The organism is Streptosporangium sp. NPDC000509 (genome assembly GCF_042898365.1).
Classification (GTDB): domain Bacteria; phylum Actinomycetota; class Actinomycetes; order Streptosporangiales; family Streptosporangiaceae; genus Streptosporangium.
Map to the genome: position 1 here is coordinate 89,789 of NZ_JBIAYX010000004.1, position 18,288 is coordinate 108,076.

Genomic DNA, 18,288 nt, shown 5'->3' on the forward strand with positions numbered 1-18,288 from the left:
AGGGAGAACCCATTGATTTCTCGCAGGAACACGGCGGTCACCGCATCGGCGACAGCCTGCGGAACACTGGAATCCCCGATTCCGGGTCCGGCCTGAGGATCGGGCCACTGCGCCCCGTTCCCCGTCATCACCCCGCCGTCCACCCTGGAAGCCCGCTGAAACTCCTGACCTGGGTCTGTCCAGGCCGGGATGGATGCCTGTCGTCAGGCGGTCGAAGCGGTGGCGTCGACATCGAGGATCGATTCCGGTGGCACCGGGCTCGCCCTGTCGCGCCGGCGCCCCTGCTCGTTGCCATGCGAGAGTGCCCCCTGATCGTCTTGAGCGCCCTGGCCGGGTAAGCGGCCGTCCGAAGCAGACTCTCTCATAAAAACGATCAAAGACACTCTAATCCGTCAGGGAAGCCTGAGGCCGGACAGCGAATCCACTCAGGGCACTGGCTACGGAAGATGCCTGCAGGTGAATTCTACTTCAAACAAGCGTCAATAGAATTCGACCCGCGATTCACTGCAGACACATAATGACGTCGTCAAAGACTTGTCCGATCTCATGAGTCGTGGCGCCTTCAACGGGAACCAGGATGCCAGGTCGGCGTTTCTCGCCACCAGCATCTTTAATTTTTATTAAAAACAGTGACCAGCCGGGCAGAAGTAAGCGGGGATCGCGAGGTTGATCCTTAACGTACGGACTGCACGCAAGGTCCAACACCCGAGATAACCGGAGAGTTGACTCCCATGTCCAAACCCCATCACAGCCCACCCGAGCAACCGGCCGGTACGACTTCGCCGGCACAGCCGAAGCGTGAAACCGGTCACCGCGGCTTTCTCCGGTGGAGCGTCGGTCGCTCTTGGCTTGCGGTACTACTGACAACCGTCCTGTCGATGGGCGTGATCGTCGGAACGCCACACAGCGCGAACGCGGATCAGGCACCGGTGAGTCTCGGCGACGCCGCGCCCTTCGGCGTTCTGGCCGGGACCGCCGTGACGAATACGAATCTCACGGCGATCACCGGAGATCTCGGAGTGAGTCCGGGCACCTCGGTGACCGGATTCCCACCCGGCACGGTGAGCGGAGCCGTCCACGCGGGCGACGCTACGGCGTCCGGCGCCAAAGCCGACCTGGTCGCCGCCTACAACGACATCGCCGGACGGACCCCTGTCGTCACCATACCGACAGAGCTCGGCGGCACGACCAGGACTCCGGGCGTCTACAACTCCGCCAACGGCACCTTCGGAATAACCGGGACGCTCACACTCGATGCCGACGATGATCCGGACGCGGTCTTCATCTTCAATGCGTCCACCCTCTCCGCGGCAAACGTCAGCAACATCAACCTTGTGAACGGCGCCCAAGAGGACAATGTCTTCTGGCGGGTCAGCGGCTCCGCGACGCTCGGGATGTTCTCCACCTTCCGGGGAAACGTTCTGGCGCTGACATCGGTGACGGTGGGCCCCGGCGCCACCCTCTATGGCCGCGCCTTCGCGCTCAACAACACGGTCACGCTCCAAGGCACCAGTGACCCACCGAAAACCCTTATCAACGTGCCGAACAACCCGCCGACCACGACAACCCTGACCACGTCGGCCAACCCCTCCCAGCAGGGACAACCGGTCACCTTCACCGCCGTGGTGAGCCCGGTCACGGGCTCGCTCGTCCCCCAGGGCGAGGTGGCCTTCAAGGATGGCTCGACCGTCATCGGCTCGGGCTGGCACGACAACTCGGGCCCTGCCACCTTCACGACCTCGAGCCTGGCCGCCGGGCAGCATTCGATCACCGCCGTCTATCTCGGCGGCGACACCCACGACGGTGAGGCCATCGTCCATTTCGCCCCGAGCACATCGCCCGAACTGATCCAGACCGTGCAGGTCAGCCTATGGGACAACACAGCGGTCCCGGCCTCCCGGTCCCACCCCGATCCCAAAGCCAGCACGGCCGGCGTGAAATTCAGGGCGGCCACGGCCGGGACCGTGAGCGGCATCCGTTTCTACAAGGGTCCGCAGAACACCGGGACGCACATCGGAGGCCTGTGGACCAGCGGCGGCCAGCTGCTCGCGAGCGCGACCTTCACCAACGAGACCGCGTCCGGATGGCAACAGGTGAACTTCCCCGCACCCGTGAACATCGCCGCCAACACCACCTATATCGCCTCCTACCACAGCACATCCGGATTCTATTCCGTAACGAGGCCCTATTTCACAACGCAATACGCGAACACCCCGCTCCTAGCGCTCGCGAACGGCGCGGAAGGCGGAAACGGCGTATACAAATACGGCGCCACGAACTCCTTCCCGACCGACGCCTATCTGGCCAGCAACTACTGGGTGGATGTCGTGTTCACCCCTGCTAATAACCCTTGAACGACGCGGCGGTCCCGGCCGTCCAACATGATCCCGTCTCCAAGGCCGTTGCGCTCGGCATCGAACTCAAGACGACCACGGCCGGAGCCGTCAGCGGCATCCGTTTCCACAGGGGCACGCGGAACACCGGGACGCACGCCGGAAGCCTGTGGACCAGCGGCGGCCGACTGCTCGCGAACAGCGTGGAAGGCGGAAACGGCGTATACAAATGTTGCGCGAAGAACTCCTTCCCGGCCGGCTCCTACCGGTCCGGCGACTACCGGGTCGACGTGATGTTCGTTTCGCCTTGGCCTCGATCTTTCCTGGTCGAAGGTGTGGCCGGCTGACGCCGTAGCCGATCGCTGATTTCGGTGTCCGGGCGGCGTGGCGGCCTGGCTCACGCCCGCCGGGCGAGGTTCCACGCGCCCGCAGACGTCCTTCTGATCGTCCGGACGGCTTGCCGCCGGCAGGCTGGTGCGGGCAATGCCCACAGCCCGCACGACGGCCTTGGTGACCTACTCGGCCCAAGGCCGTCGTGCGGCGCGGGATCAGGCGAGTGCGCGTGGACATGAAGAACGGAGAAAGCCGGACCCGCAGCCGTACGGATGTATCACCGGGACGGACGCGGGAGGGGCGGCCCGCGAGGCCGCGGAGTTCGGCGGTCACGAGATCGTCATCGCGGCACGGCAGGCAGAACCAGGCGAGCAGATCACAGCTGATCGCGGTGGCGGTGCAGCAGATCCGGGTGATGGCGAACCGCCACGCTCACGGCCTCAGCCCTTGAGATCCGAGAGCGTCGGCTCACCGCCACCCGTCTCTGCGACGCCACCGTCGTCCATGAGGCCCGGGTCCGGTCCGCTGAGGACACGTCACCGGAGTCGACCCGGCCGTCGGCGCGGGCTGCCTTGACGCGGCCGTCAGGAGTGTCCCCTTCAACAGAAGCTCAATAAAGGTCTGGCAAGGACACCCCCAGGTGGGAGCGTCCCTGCCCCCTTTCGATCACCAGATTGTCAGGCTTTCAGGCGTCTAGTCATCTACTGCGACGGTTCGAGTGAGGAGTTTAAGTGCCAGACGACAAGCAACAGCCCGGTCTGAGGTCGCGGCGGATTCTCCGGAGCGTGATCACCTTCGGAGGCGGCGCGGCGGCCATGCTCGGCTTACTGGGGGCGGCCTTACCTCCTCCCCCCGCGCCGGAGGCCGCATCGCTGATCGTGACGGCGTCGGCGGGCCCGATGGGGAACGGGATGGAATCCGCCAGCCCGGCGCCGAGCAATTCCAGGCTTATCCCTTCTCCCTCCCCTTCCGATGAGATGTCGCCCGTCAAGGGCACAACCGGCAGCGCGCACGGTACGAAGCTCAGGAGTCGGTCTCTCCATGCCCTGGGACGCGGAGCCGACTGCCCGCCCACTTCTGTCATCTGTATGGAGAACAGTCTGCCGGGCACTCCTCCCAGCCAGTGGGACGTACCTTCCCAGAGCGCCAACATCGCGGGGTACGCCACTCAAATGAGCGTGAACAAGGGGGAGAACGTCCAATTCAAGGTGAACACCAATGCGACCGATTATCGTATAGATATTTACCGCATTGGATATTATGGCGGCATGGGCGCGCGGCTGATAACGACGATCGACCCCTCCGCCGCCTTGCCCCAGACGCAACCGGCCTGTTTGGGTGACACGACGACCGGTCTAATCGATTGCGGAAACTGGGGACTGTCGGCTTCCTGGCCGGTGCCGAATGACGCCGTTTCCGGAGTCTATGCCGCGAATTTGATACGGGAAGACGGCACGGCCGGGACCAGTCAGATCCTATTCACCATCCGAGACGATTCACGCAATTCGGATATCTTACTTCAAACCTCTGACAGCACATGGCAGGCGTACAACCAGTATGGCGGTAACAGCCTCTATCTCGGCAAGCCGGTGGGACGCGCCTACAAGGTCAGCTACAACCGCCCCCTTTTTACCCGTAGCAGTTTCTTCATGGCCGAGTATCCTCTGGTCAGATGGATCGAGGCCAACGGGTACGACGTCAGCTACACCAGCAATGTCGACACGGCCAGCCGGGGGGCGGAGCTGCTTGAACACAAGATATTCGTCTCTTCCGGACACGACGAGTACTGGTCCAACGAAATGCGAAACAATGTCCAGAACGCCCGGGACAACGGGGTGAGTCTCATCTTCCTCTCTGGAAACCAGGTTTTCTGGAAAACCAGATGGGAGAACTCTCTGGATGCAACGGGCACCCCTTTCCGGACAATGGTCTGCTACAAGGAGACTCACGCCAATGCCAAGATCGATCCGAGTCCGCAGTGGACAGGGACGTGGCGTGATCCCCGTTTCTCCCCTCCATCGGACGGCGGAAAACCCGAGAACACCTTAACGGGAACGTTTTTCATGGTGAATACCCCGGCAAACGATGCCATCACCGTTTCCTCCGATTATCGCGACATGCGACTGTGGCGCAACACGTCTATCGCCAACCTGCAACCCGGCCAGGTGGCGACCTTTCCCGTTGGAACGCTGGGGTACGAGTGGGACGAAGCATCCGACAACGGGTTCGCACCGGCGGGGCTGGTGAAGTTCTCCAAGACAACTTTGGTCAAATCGTCGACGTACCTGCTTAACTTCGGCAGCACCTACGGCGCCGGAACCCCGACACACGGCCTTACGCTCTACAGGCATGCGAGTGGCGCGCTGGTCTTCGGCACGGGGACCGTCCAGTGGTCCTGGGGACTCGATGACAATCATGATTTGAACCCCGCAGGCGGCGGCCGCTTGGCCGGGACGCCCCCCACGGATATCCGGATGCAGCAGGCGACAGTCAACCTGCTGGCCGACATGAAAACCCAGCCGGCCAGCATCCAGCCGGGTTTGGTTCCGGCGGTCGCGTCAACGGACACCACTCCGCCCACATCGGCAATCACCTATCCGGCAAGTGGCGGCACCGTACCCGCTGGAACCGTCATCCCCGTCCAAGGGACGGCGGCCGACACCGGAGGCGGGGTCGTCGGCGGAGTCGAGGTTTCATTCGACGGCGGGACGAGATGGTTTCAGGCAACGGGTCGCACCAGTTGGCGATACAACTGGACAACGCCCAGCAGCGGAACGGTAACCGTCAAATCCCGAGCGGTCGATGACATCGGAAACATTCAGGGGACTCCGACGGAACTGACCGTCACCGTCGTCCCGGGGTGCTCTCCCTGCAGCATCTGGCCACCGTCGGCCGTGCCGGCCATCCAATCCCAGAACGATGCCAATGCCAGCACGGCCGGCGTGAAGTTCAGGGCGGCCACAGCCGGAACCATCAACAGCATCCGTTTCTACAAGGGGCCGCAGAACACCGGGACGCACATCGGAAGCCTGTGGACCAGCAGCGGCCAGCTGCTCGCGAGCGCGACCTTCACCAACGAGACCGCGTCCGGATGGCAACAGGTGAACTTCCCCGCACCCGTGAACATCGCCGCCAACACCACCTACATCGCCTCCTACAACACCACATCCGGATTCTATTCCGTAACGAGGCCCTACTTCACAACGCAATACACGAACACCCCGCTCCTCGCGCTCGCGAACGGCGCGGAAGGCGGAAACGGCGTGTACAAATACGGCGCCACGAACTCCTTCCCGACCGACGCCTATCTGGCCAGCAACTACTGGGTGGATGTCGTGTTCACCCCCTCGAACAGCCTGTGGAACAACGCAGCGGTCCCGGCCGTTCAATCCCAGCCCGATGCCAATGCCAGCACGGCCGGCGTGAAATTCAAGGCGGCCACGGCCGGAACCATCAACGGCATCCGCTTCTACAAGGGGCCGCAGAACACCGGGACGCACACCGGAAGCCTGTGGACCAGCAGCGGCCAGCTGCTCGCGAGCGCGACCTTCACCAACGAGACCGCGTCCGGATGGCAACAGGTGAACTTCACCACACCCGTGAACATCACCGCCAACACCACCTACATCGCCTCCTACCACACCACATCCGGATTCTATTCCGTAACGAGACCCTACTTCACAACGCAATACATAAACACCCCGCTCCTCGCGCTCGCGAACGGCGCGGAAGGCGGAAACGGCGTATACAAATACGGCGCCACGAACTCCTTCCCGACCGACACCTATCAAGCCAGCAACTACTGGGTGGATGTCGTGTTCACCCCCTCGAACAGCCTATGGGACAACACGGTGGTCCCGGCCGTTCAATCCCAGCCCGACACCAGTGCCATTACACTCGGCGTGAAATTCAAGACGACCACGGCCGGAACCATCAACGGCATCCGCTTCTACAAGGGGCCGCAGAACACCGGGACGCACACCGGAAGCCTGTGGACCACCGATGGCCAACTGCTCGCGAGCGCGGTCTTCACCAACGAGACCGCATCCGGGTGGCAACAGGTGAACTTCACCACACCCGTGAGCATCACCGCCGACACCACCTACATCGCCTCCTACCACACCACATCCGGATACTGGTCGGTAACGAGGCCTTACTTCACCAGTCAATACGCAAACGGCCCGCTCATCGCGCCCGCGGATAGCGCGGCAGGCGGAAACGGCGTATACCGCTACGGCCCAGTGAACAATTTCCCTGTGAACAGCAATCAATCCAGCAACTACTGGGTTGATGTGGTGTTCACTTCGCCTTAGTAGTCCAGCCAGCCACAAATTACGGCCTTGCTGGGACCGAGCTTCCACGCGTCGGTCAGGGAAACGAGCCGCTCAGGCCCGTGATGTCGTGGAAGCTCGGATGCCGTCTTTTCGGCTTCGAGAGGGGCAGGGACTTCTCCGAAGTGTCTCTTCCGGTGAATCTGCCGGCTGTTGAAGTGATCGATGGGGCCCTGCCGCTGAGAGCCTCCGGGCGTGAAGAACGGACTCGCCGGAGACTTCCCGGCCGTCGTCGCCGGGCTCACCCCGTCCTGCAGCGATGGCCCCGTCGAAACCATCAAAGACGGATGCAGGACCGAGCAGGCTTCCCATCGCTTCATCGGAGAATCCTGCTCGCGAGGCGGGGTGCGGCCGGAATGAGGAAGAAACAGGCCACGTGCCAAGTCGGCTGCTCGAACCCGTGGGGGTTGGCCCACCCAGTCGAAAATACCGGGTGATGTGACCCCGGTTGAAACAGCATCGAGCCGACGCTTACCGCGATGCCCGCCTAGAAGTAGCGATCTTCAGGTATTCGATGGCATTCGGCCCCGTGTTGAATATAAGATCAAGGACGCTCACCCGATGGTCGAACGGCGGGTGGAGCTGCGGATATTCCGGGTAGCTCGAGTAGTCGAACCATCGCAACTCGATGCCCGCTCTCCGAAAGAGGCCCTCATCGAGGTAGGCCCGCGCAGTCGGACCGGTAGTATATTCATGAGCACCCGCCTTCCGGCATAAATCGACGAGGCGCTCCGTCTTGGATCCCGTGGTGACGTAGTCGGTGGACCAGCGCAGATCGACTCGGATGCCAAGGACAGAACAGAGCCCTTCGAGGAAATGCCTGTTTATTTCGGAAAGCCGCTCATCCCGGCATCCACGATAAAGCCCCTCCAGAGCCGGCGCGAACTCGTCGAAATATGCGGCCTTCCGATACGCCTGTGTGATGGCTCGCCAATGCATGATGTTCCAGTTCGGGTCGGCAATGACCATTTCGTTGATCAGCCGGCTCCGTGGGCCGTGCGTGAGCGGGATCGAGAGCCATCTGGGACCCGTCGCCGTTTTTATGCGATTACGATTACGCCAGTCCCTGTCAGTGTATTGCACCTCGTCGAGGAGTATGAACTCGTCGACGTGGGCAATCAGGTCGAAATATCCTTTCCATGGAATATAATTTGATTGCACTATCGCAACCCGTTTCATGTGCCTCACGCTTTCGACTTGCTCGGGCTTCGTATGGGTCTCCCAGGAAGGCTTTCTGACCGGACTACCGTTCGTGAGCGCCGACCCCCGGGCTGATAAAAGTCTCCGCGTTCACGTCAGGCGTCGCCGACAGGCGTGAGTCGCGACTTTCGGACCGTTCGCGAACGATGTACGTGGGACGCCCCATGCGCTCCACATGGATCCTGCCGAGATATTCCCCGATAATTCCGAGGGCGACCATCTGGGCAGAGGCGAACAGTGAAATCATGGACGCTATCGACGTGAACCCTTTGAGCGTGCTGTCCCCCCACCAGTAGTTCCAAAGAAAGACAGTGAGAAGGACGGCGCCGAGGGCCCCCGCCAGCAGCCCGCAATAGGTGACCAGGCGAAGCGGGATGGTGCTGTATCCAATCATGACATGGATCGCATGGCGAATAAGCATCGGAACGGTATAATTGGAGCGCCCGATAAGTCGGCGCTCTATGTTTACCGGGACGGTTCCGACCCGCATGGTGGCCCACGAGAACGAGATGTCGATTAGAGCGTGAGGGCCTGCGACCCCGTCCAATGATTCGCGCAAAAAACTACGGAAGGCACGGAACGCGCAGATATCTTGGCCTGTAGCCTCACCGAATCGCCCAGAAAGTCCGATCTTGAGTGATCTGGAGGCGAGATCGCGTATGAATCCGTGCGTCCCGGCGCGTGGAACCGCGTAGACGATGTCGAGGTCGGACCGGAGACCTGCCAGGAGTTTGGGGATCTCTTCCGGTGGATGCTGAAGGTCATCGTCCATGGTGACCACGGTGTCGTAGCGAGCACAGCGGATACCGGCGACGAGAGCGTTGTGCTGCCCGTAGTTCCGGGCCAGCAGCAGCGCGCGGACCGTTTCATACCGATCGGCAAGCTGTTGGGCGATTTCCCATGTCTTGTCTGGCGAACCGTCGACGACGAGTATGACCTCGAACACGGAGGCGGTGGTCGGCAAAACAACAAGGAGGCGATCAACCAGCACTGGAAGCGTCTGCTCGGATCGATAACACGGAATTACGACGGATACGCTAGTCATAGTGCCAGTCTCATGACTGCCGAGTCGACCGGTCGGGCCCGCAGGCCGGATTTACACTGTTTTAATGAAACCAAGGAAGAAACCACGATTTTCTACGCCCCCCTTGAATCTTTCAAGATCTTGGAGTAATCGACTCGCATCGAGTTGATCTTCTGTGGGGACGGGTTTTGGGTTCGGTCGCCCCGCGGTGCCGGTTCTTCATGCGGATCGAGGTAGACGGCCTTTCCGGCGATACAGCTCAGGACACGCCCCCCGCATGTTTGTCTTCGGGAGGTCACGATCCATAGCATGGCTCGGGAATGGGAGCCTCGGCCCACCTGGCCATCTTTCCTATTTCGTTGGATAAGCAAGCGAACGACTCTTTCGAAACGCATGTCTGGTGGCGCAGGCGTGGGGGCTCTCCGGCGCCCACGTGCACCGCCCGCGCTGTCGTGATTCGCGCATCCAGGGAGCGATCCTCGATGCGACGCGTGCCCGCCTCCTCCCGAGCCGACACCGCTGGAACCGCTCCGCCACGAGGCCTGCGCAGGCCATATGAAAGGAAGGTCATGGAGGTCATCACACTGAGACCGGTCCGCGAGGAGGACCTGGACGTCTTCGAGGCGGAACGGGCCACCCCCGAGCTCAGAGGCGAGCTTCAGTGGTATGGGCACCGCTCTTCTCACGGGCTCCGCCAGGAGTTCGCCGAGAACGGATTCCTCGGCACCGGCTCCGGTCGCCTCACCATCGACGTCGATGGGAGCCCGGCCGGATGGGTGGTGTGGTGGACGACCTCCTGGGGACCGGAATCTACGTGCTGGTGCTGGGCGATGGGCATCTGTGTCTTCTCCGACTTCCGCCGCCAAGGCATCGGAACACTGGCTCAGCGCCAGCTCGTGGACTATCTGTTCGCCCATACACGAGCCGAGCGCATCCAGTCCTTCACGGACATCGCCAACTACGGCGAGCAACGCGCTCTGGAGAAAGCCGGGTTCGAACGCGAGGGAATTCTGCGCCGCGCCCAATGGCGGGACGGCGGCTGGCACGACCAGATCCTCTACTCGGTGCTGCGCCCGTGAAGTCCGACAGGCCTTACGGCGGCGGGTAGGGGTCCGTCCGTCAAGCCCGCTCCGCCTGGCTCGGGTTCGTCAGAGTCTCCACCTGAGCCAGGGCGATTCAAACCGCAGCACTCCAGTGGTTATCGACCGGTTTTCTTCAATGGGCGCCACCAGTCCTGATGATCGCGGTACCACCGCACGACCTGGATAAGTCCCTCATCAAAATCAATACGAGGTTCGTAGCCGAGCGCCGCGATCTTGCTGCTGTCCACGGAGTAGCGCCGGTCATGTCCGAGCCTGTCCGGCGCCTGGACGACCATCTCCCAGCTCAGGCCGAAGGCTGCGAGCAGCCGTTCCGTGAGCTCTCGGTTGGTCAGTTCGACCCCACCACCGATGTTGTAGATCTCACCGCCTGAACCCTTGTCCAGCACGAGCTGGATACCGCGGCAGTGATCATCGACGTGCAGCCATTCGCGGACATGATGGCCGTCACCGTACAGGGGCACGTGATACCCGTCGATGAGGTTGGTGACGAAAAGCGGGATGATCTTCTCTGGATACTGATATTGGCCGTAGTTGTTGGAACAGCGGGTCACCCGCACATCGAGCCCATGGGTCTGGTGATAGGCGCGGCAGAGAAGATCGGCTCCCGCCTTGGCCGCCGAGTATGGCGAGTTGGGCAGCAAGGGGTCCGACTCGGTCCAGGACCCCGCGGCGATGGATCCGTACACCTCGTCCGTGGAGACCTGAACGACTGTACGCGTGCCGGTATCGAGCGCCGCCTGCAGGAGGCGCTGCATGCCGTGAATGTTGGTGACCACGAACTCCCCGGGGCCACTTATCGATCGGTCGACATGGGTCTCAGCGGCGAAGTTCACGATCACGTCATGCCCCGGCACCACGTCGGCCAGTAACCGGGCATCGGTGATGTCCCCCCTGACGAACGTGAAGCACGGATGCTCGGCCACCGGGCGCAGATTCGCCATGTTGCCCGCATACGTAAGCTTGTCCAGCACCGTCACATGAGCACCCTCATAGCCGGGATATCCTCCCGACAGCAGTGATCGCACATAATGGGAGCCGATGAATCCGGCACCGCCGGAAACAAGGATTCTCATGCCCGCACCTGGATCCTGCTGTGGTCGCCCACCATGAGTTGATGCATGTTGGGCACTCCTCTGGCCTGGATGACCTCGACGTTTCGGCCGATCAGGGAGGACGTGATCCCTGAGACGCCTCTGATGACGGATTCTCCCAGAACTATGCTGTATTGCACCTCGGCGTCCTCCAGCACGCAGCCCTCGGCGATCGAGGTATAGGGACCGATGTACGAGCCGTTTACCTTGCTGTGGGCACCGACGACCGCAGGCCCTCGGATCACCGAGTTCTCCACCACCGCCCCGGGCTCGATGACAACGCGCCCCGTTATCTCCGAGAATCCGTCAATAGTTCCTTGGATGTTTGGTTCGATCGCCTCCAAGACAATGCGATTACATTCCAGCATGTCTTGCAGACGTCCGGTATCTCTCCAGTAGCCGCTCACGAAGTGCGAACAGACACGGCCCCCGTTGTCGATGAGCCATTTGATGGCGTCCGTGATTTCCAACTCTCCGCGGGCGGAGGGTGTGATCGCGTTGACCGCCTCGTGGATGGCCGGAGAGAACGTATAGACCCCCACGATCGCGTGATTACTACGTGGGCGCTCCGGTTTCTCTTCCAGCCCGATGATCCCGCCGTCCGGTCCGAGCTCGGCGACTCCGTAGAATTGTGGCTCGGCGACTCTGGTGAGCAGGATCTGGGCGTCGTTGTCAGCCTCACAGAAGGCCTCCACCAGGTCTCTGATGCCGCCCACCAGAAAGTTGTCGCCCAGATACATCACGAACGGCTCATCGGCGAGAAACTCTCGGGCGATGAGGACACAGTGCGCAAGCCCCAGAGGGGCCTCCTGGGGAATGTAGGTCACGTCGAGACCGAACTTCGAGCCGTCCGCGACCGCTTCCCGGACCTCGTGGGCCGTGTCGCCGACGATGATCCCGACGTTGCTGATGCCCGCGTCCCGTATCGCCTCAAGTCCGTAGTAGAGCACCGGTTTGTTGGCGACAGGGATCAGCTGCTTCGCCGAGGTGTGGGTCAGCGGGCGCAGCCTCGTCCCCTTGCCACCCGCTAGAACGAGTGCCTTCATGGTTGTTGAGTCCTTCCACCAAGAGCGCTTGGCCACGGCGACCGTCTGCACGTTCAATTTACGCGGAGCTCCAATTAGCGGCCCGCCGCCATCCTTCGCTTTTGTCAAAGAACGCGTGGTATCTTGACAAGACTAGACTTTTTCCCGATTGGGAAACGTCCACACCCGGTGCGTCAAATAGCTTAGCGGCGGACTCACGACTATTAGCATGCCTTGTGCCACCATAATCGGAATACCGACAAATTCCACCAGAATCGGGACACCGACGACGGACGCCGCCATGAAGCCCAGTCCGACCGCGTAGAATCTCAGGTAACCCGCGAGCCACGGTTCCCTGGCAACGCGAAAAACCACTACCCTGTACCAGGGATAGACGATCACCGAGGTGAGAAACTGGCAGGCCACAAGCAGGAAGACATAAGGGACCCGATCTTTGACGGCAAGCAGCCCCAGTCCCAGGAGAGCGAAATAGACCACAGCCGTCATGGCGCTGGCCAGCAGATACGCGAAACGTCGGCCCCAAAATTCCGAAACCTGAGCTCGCCACCCGGGACGTGAATCCTTTTCCTGGGCGGTCCCGCTTCCGACTTCAACCATATGGCAGTCACTCCGGATCGTGATCGAATAGCGGGATCGAAGCCCGTACGGTTCGCTCCTGGATCACGTCACACACCGTCAGTTCATCTTGTAGGTCTGGACGGCGTTGATCACGTGGTCGACGTCGGCCTCGGCCAGATCAGCGAACAGCGGCAGCCGCACAAGGCGGTCAGCGACCTCCTCGGTGACCGGGCATCCTTCCGGGGCCGTCCGCCCGTATCGCACCCCTGCGGGCGCGGAGTGCAGTGGCTGGTAGTGGAATGCCGCCTGCACATCCCTCTCCGAGAGGTGGGCGATCAACTCCTGCCGATTCACCAGATCCGGAAGCAAGAGATAGTACAGATGCGCCGGATGGGTGCAGCCGTCCGGGACCGTCGGCTGGGCGACCCCGTTCGCCGTACTCCAGTCCGCCAGTTCATCGTGATACCGGCGCCATACCGCATGGCGCCGGTCCTGGATCGTACCGAACGACTCCAGCTGGGCGGTTAGCTGTGCGGCGAGAACATCGGACGGAAGATAGCTCGATCCGATGTCGATCCATCTGTACTTGTCCACCTGCCTGCGGAAGAACCGGCTGCGATCGGTGCCCTTCTCCCGGACGATCTCGGCTCGCGCAACCAGATCCGCGTCGTTCAGAAGCAGCGCGCCTCCCTCCCCGCACTGCACGTTCTTGGTCGCATGGAAGCTCTGGGCTGCCATGCTGCCGAACGAACCGAGCGGCCGGCCTCGATAGGCCCCTCCCAGACCGTGGGCGTTGTCCTCGACGAGCGCGAGACCATACCGTTCGCACAGTTCTCCGATCGCCTCCATCTCGCAGGCGACACCCGCGTAGTGCATGACCACGACGGCCCGGGTGCGATCGGTGATCGCGGCTTTGATCAGCCGCTCGTCCATGTTGAGGGTGTCGGGCCTGCAGTCGACGAAGACCGGCACCACCCCACGGAGGGCATAGGCGTTGGCCATCGACATGAAGGTGAACGACGGCATGATCACCTCATCGCCGGCCTGGAGGGCGAGCAGAATCGCCGACATCTCCAGCGCGTGTGTGCAGGAGGTGGTCAGCAGCGCCCGGCCCGTCTCGGTGATCTTCTCGAGAAGCTCGGAGGCCCGCCGGGTGAACGGCCCGTCTCCGCAGGTGGATCGCCGGCATACGGCCTCGGCGAGATAGTCCAGCTCGTTCGGCGAGATATACGTTCGGTTGAAGGGAATCGTCTCCTGATCGGTTACTTTCACAGCCGAAGTGAACAACGGAAGGATCAGTCGGCAGATGTTGCGCTGCCGTCCATTGGTGATCCATTACGTAAGCCTTAAGTCACACCGGTCAACCCTGCCGTCCCCGGCTTTCTCGTTCGGCGCGCCCACGGCATGGCGAGCACCTTCCCGTCGGCAGCCCCCGGTGCACTGGCTACCAGGTTGACGTGGCGTTCGCCGTCGATGAGCGCACTGCGGAGGCCCGGCCGCTACTCCGGCCGGGCCTCCACCGGCTTCCGCGCCTCGATCACGAACCCACTGGCCGCCACCGTGGCGTTGGGGTGCCGCGCCAGCAGGACGTCGAGGAACTTGATCGGCGAGAGCAACCACATCAGGGGGGCCAGCACGCGGTAGAGCCGCCTGCTGCCGAACGAGAGCAGGAGGGCCAGCCACTCCTGGAACATCCACAGCATGGCCGAAGTGGGACCCGCGCCTATCCGCACGTGCATCACGTCGAAACGGCTGAAGAGGGTTTTCATACCCGCCTCGGTGTAGCGCTGGTAGTCATACGGTGACGCGTGAAACGGCTGCATGAAGGGCACATAGCACAGCACCCGCCCTCCCGGCCTGAGCACGCGCCACATCTCCCGAACGTGAGCCTGCGGATCCGGCACGTGCTCAAGTACGGCGATGCTGACGATACCGGCGAGAGACCCGTCATCGATCGGCAGTGTTCGCAGGTCACCCACAATGTCAACGTTGGCGTACGCGCCCCCGTCCACGCAGAGAAGTCGTGGGTCATAGCGGTTGGTACCCGATCCTAGATCCGCCACCAGATCACGATCAAGATCGAAACTCATGAGGAAAGGGCGGACGAACCGTCTCAGCAGCACGGGTGAGAGCAGTTGGATCACAAGCGGATATGCGGGCCCGAAACGGCGCTTGACGGTCTCCTTGATCCGATTGAGCGGATCGTCCCGTAGCTCGGCGTCTCCGAAGCCGACAAAACGGAGTTGGTTTCCCGTCCGGTGACCGCCGGTTCCGCAGGCCGCGCATTTGTACGACGCGTCGAGGGGAACGCGGCAGGACGGGCAGACCAATGCGGCCGCGATCCGGTCGACCAGGCACCCCATCGGTTCTCCCCCGTTCATCAGGTCCTCTCCTTCAACCGTCGCCACCATGGCTCGTTCTTCCGATGCCGGTGCATGATCTGGGCGTTCCTCCCCACGAACGGCTGGTCGGCGAGAAGTCGCGGGCGGTCAGGATCCAGCGCGCCAGGCCGGAGGGCTCCTCTCCGGCGAGGAAGGGCACGTCGAGCGCGAAGAACGCACGGCCTCAGCGACCACCTGTCCGCTTGAATTTATGCGGGACTCGAATCAGTGGCTGCATGCCGTCCTCCGCCTTTACCGAAGGGCATGCGACAAGTTGCCGGAGCCATAGGTTTCCGCCGCCGCGGAATGTCCATCGGCGGGCACCGGCGGGGCCGGGACGCGGCGAAGGAGTCAGGCCGTACCGTCTGGCACCTCGTAAACGGCGTAGTCGCCGGAACGGAACCTCAGGTTCGCGCCGTCACCGATCTTGGAGTCCGCACCGGTGTGCCGCTCGTCGACGAACAGCCAGCGCACGCCGTAACGCGTCCGTAACCGCTGGATGGAAGCCTCCGAGGGCGATCGGAATGCGGCATCGTTGAGCTGGATCCGCTCCTGGTCCCAGAACGGCAGGTGCTCCGCTACGAGGCCCCTGTGCCAGTGCTGGTAATTCGCCGGGCTGAACGCCCATCCCTCCACCAGCACGCGTCGTTCGGTCAGCGCGGACACCCAGAACTCACGGCTGTCACAGGGGTTCTCGGATTTCCCTCGGCAATGTGTGTCCGTGGCGACCAGGTCGTCCGGCTCCGAGTGGGCACGCAACCATCGTCCGGCGGTCAAGGCGTCCCTGCGGATCACCGGCGCCGACACTCCCGGGTCCGTGTCCGCGCCGCCGCCCGCCGGAACGGGAACGGCCGGCGGGAGGACACGGGCCGCCCAGGCCGCGGGCAGGCCGACGGCCGTGACCATTGAGATCGTGATGGCTCCGGCGGCGACGAGGCGCCGCCTGTTGGCGACGAGGAGCAGGCCGATCACCGGCAGGGCGAGAGCCGCCAAGGCGATGTACGGCCGGTACAGGAGGAACTCGTTCTGGCCCGGCCCCAGGGGGATCCGGACGCCGAAGACCATACGGATCGAGCAGGTCGCCACGATCGCCGCGCCGACCGCGTACGCCGTCATGCGCGGAGACACCTGAGCCCGCCGAACGATGACGAAGATCCCGTAGACGGCGACAATCGCCAGATAGGGATAGGACGCCACGGAGAAGTACATCTCGGCATGATGAGGGTGTCCGAACAGAAGCGTGGCGCAGAATCCCCCCGCCCCGATGCTGAGCATCACGACCACGGCAGGCCGCAGCAGCAACCGTGGTCGGCTCAGCAGGCCCCAGATCCCGCACCACTCTATGACCCAGCTCAGCAGGTACAGCAGCGTGACGCCGAGAGCCGAGGCCGACAATGGCTCGATGTCTCCGTCCTGACCGGTCAGATCCGCCCATATCTTGCGGGTCATGGCGAGCGGTTCGACGATCATCCCTAGGCGCGCCTGGCCGAACAGCACGAACTGCGCGTAAAGAAAGCACATCGCGGTAGCCACCAGCACGACGAGCACGCGCCAGGGCATCCGGCGTCGTCTCGCCAGCTCGATCACGACGATCGCCGCCAGGCCGATGGCGAGCAGGGGTAGGTAGGTGGCCTTGGCCCCCATCACCGCCACGAGGAAGACGCCCAGGAGAACCCAGGAGCCGAGGGCGATACGCCTGCGTTCAAGAAGGTTGATCAGGAGGATGACGACCGGCGCGAAGAGGAGAGCACCGAAGGCCTGGGTGGGGCTCAGCCACGACTGAGGGGGGCGCCACGTGAAGATTCCGACGCTTGTTCCCAGGTACAGGTTCGGGGCCTCCATGAAGACGGTGCCCGCGACGGCCAGCAACCCAGCCGACCAGGCGCCCACCACGCGCCGTCCGATCATCCCTATCAGGACGACGAAGGCGACCATCATGGGCAGCATGAAGAGTCTGAACAGCAGCACCAGCGGTTCCACGCCGGTGATCCAGCTCGCCGCCGCGAGGTGGGCGTAGACGAACCAGTGGTAGAAGAGTGGCTCACCGGCGACCATAGGCACCGTGGGCGGCATATGGTGCTTCAACTCGCCGATCAGCGCCAGGTGGAACGGCATGTCGAGATTGGCCGCCCCAAGCGCCGGCCACGTCAGAGCATGCGTCCTGAAGAACTTGGCGGCGCTCCAGGCGATCAGATAGGTGGTGACCAGGGCGAGGGACCAGGACCACCAGATCGGCGTGGTGAGGCGACGCCTGCCTCTCCAGTGCCGGCGCAGGCGGGGAACGGCGATGAACGCCGCGTAGGTGGTGATCGGCCAGGCCATGACCAGCAGCGGCATCCCGGCCGCGCGGACGGCGACATAGGCGAGCACCTCGATCGCGTAGCCGAGCGTCAGCCCGAGGGCGATCTCCTCGGCCAGTGTCCGCCTGCCGCCGTACAGGGCGCGGATCAGCAGCAGTCCCGGGAGCGCGAGCCCCAGCGCGATATAGGCGCCGAAGCAGGCCATATCCCGGACGGAAACCCCAAAGGAACCCAGCACCGTCACAGCAAATATGGTCACAAGCGCCGCGGGAAACCATCTGAATGCGTGAAAGCAGCAGACCCTCCGCCACCGGACAGACCCTCTTCGTTTATGTAGAGTCTGATTTGACGACACTTTTCCCGTAAGTCCAAGGGAATCCGGCGAGGGACTTTGAAGGCGCGAAGTATTGGCCATGCACGTAAGTCTCACGACACGAGCGTCCCGGCCGGATTTGGACGGCAATGTTTTTCAATTTCTTTGCCATTCGTTCACATAGGATGGCCAGTACGGCCGAGCGGCGAGACACGCCATCTCCTGGAATAGGAGATACAGTCGCGATCTGTAATGCTACAGCCATGATCAGCGGC

The 18,288-nt window shown here is 62.7% G+C and carries 12 protein-coding genes; 4 read left to right on the forward strand and 8 right to left on the reverse strand.

Going from position 1 to position 18,288, the window contains the following annotated elements:
• Window positions 1-878: 878 nt before the first annotated feature.
• The 3 genes from ACFY3D_RS09165 (at window position 879) to ACFY3D_RS09175 (ending at window position 6,979) form a co-directional block, all read left to right on the forward strand.
• Window positions 879-2,354, forward strand: a complete 1,476-nt coding sequence (locus tag ACFY3D_RS09165) for an ice-binding family protein (RefSeq protein WP_389976822.1) — start codon at window positions 879-881, stop codon at window positions 2,352-2,354.
• Window positions 2,351-2,680, forward strand: coding sequence for a DUF4082 domain-containing protein (locus tag ACFY3D_RS09170; RefSeq protein ID WP_389976825.1), 330 nt, complete (start codon window positions 2,351-2,353; stop codon window positions 2,678-2,680). Before ACFY3D_RS09165 ends, ACFY3D_RS09170 begins: the two co-directional genes overlap by 4 nt.
• A 717-nt stretch (window positions 2,681-3,397) precedes the next feature.
• Window positions 3,398-6,979, forward strand: coding sequence for a DUF4082 domain-containing protein (locus tag ACFY3D_RS09175; RefSeq protein WP_389976828.1), 3,582 nt, complete (start codon window positions 3,398-3,400; stop codon window positions 6,977-6,979).
• Between the two features lie 489 nt (window positions 6,980-7,468).
• Here the strand turns inward: ACFY3D_RS09175 and ACFY3D_RS09180 are convergent, their stop codons facing one another.
• Together ACFY3D_RS09180 and ACFY3D_RS09185 are read right to left on the reverse strand one after the other, a co-directional pair.
• The gene (locus tag ACFY3D_RS09180) at window positions 7,469-8,176 is read right to left on the reverse strand and encodes a WbqC family protein (protein WP_389976831.1); all 708 of its coding nucleotides are present in this window, start codon (window positions 8,174-8,176) and stop codon (window positions 7,469-7,471) included.
• 64 nt (window positions 8,177-8,240) lie between these two features.
• On the reverse strand, window positions 8,241-9,242 hold the full coding sequence (locus ACFY3D_RS09185) for a glycosyltransferase family 2 protein (RefSeq protein WP_389976832.1): 1,002 nt from the start codon (window positions 9,240-9,242) through the stop codon (window positions 8,241-8,243).
• A 548-nt stretch (window positions 9,243-9,790) separates the two neighbouring features.
• Here ACFY3D_RS09185 and ACFY3D_RS09190 point away from each other — a divergent pair.
• Entirely contained in the window at window positions 9,791-10,300 is a 510-nt protein-coding gene (locus ACFY3D_RS09190; RefSeq protein ID WP_389976835.1) for a GNAT family N-acetyltransferase, read from the forward strand.
• Between the two features lie 119 nt (window positions 10,301-10,419).
• On the opposite strand, the gene rfbB is transcribed toward ACFY3D_RS09190, so the two are convergent.
• From rfbB to ACFY3D_RS09220, 6 genes are all read right to left on the reverse strand, one after another.
• Window positions 10,420-11,397, reverse strand: coding sequence for a dTDP-glucose 4,6-dehydratase (gene rfbB, locus ACFY3D_RS09195; RefSeq protein WP_389976838.1), 978 nt, complete (start codon window positions 11,395-11,397; stop codon window positions 10,420-10,422).
• Window positions 11,394-12,512 (reverse strand): glucose-1-phosphate thymidylyltransferase, encoded by a 1,119-nt coding sequence (locus ACFY3D_RS09200; RefSeq protein WP_389977535.1) that lies wholly within the window; start codon window positions 12,510-12,512, stop codon window positions 11,394-11,396. Before ACFY3D_RS09200 ends, rfbB begins: the two co-directional genes overlap by 4 nt.
• Before the next feature lie 81 nt (window positions 12,513-12,593).
• On the reverse strand, window positions 12,594-13,058 hold the full coding sequence (locus ACFY3D_RS09205; protein WP_389976841.1) for a GtrA family protein: 465 nt from the start codon (window positions 13,056-13,058) through the stop codon (window positions 12,594-12,596).
• Between the two features lie 78 nt (window positions 13,059-13,136).
• On the reverse strand, window positions 13,137-14,291 hold the full coding sequence (rffA, locus tag ACFY3D_RS09210; protein WP_389976844.1) for a dTDP-4-amino-4,6-dideoxygalactose transaminase: 1,155 nt from the start codon (window positions 14,289-14,291) through the stop codon (window positions 13,137-13,139).
• A 227-nt stretch (window positions 14,292-14,518) separates the two neighbouring features.
• Window positions 14,519-15,430, reverse strand: coding sequence for a methyltransferase domain-containing protein (locus ACFY3D_RS09215; protein WP_389976847.1), 912 nt, complete (start codon window positions 15,428-15,430; stop codon window positions 14,519-14,521).
• 321 nt (window positions 15,431-15,751) lie between these two features.
• A complete protein-coding gene (locus tag ACFY3D_RS09220) occupies window positions 15,752-17,905 on the reverse strand; it encodes a hypothetical protein (protein WP_389976850.1) in 2,154 nt (717 codons plus the stop codon).
• Between the last annotated feature and the right edge of the window lie 383 nt (window positions 17,906-18,288).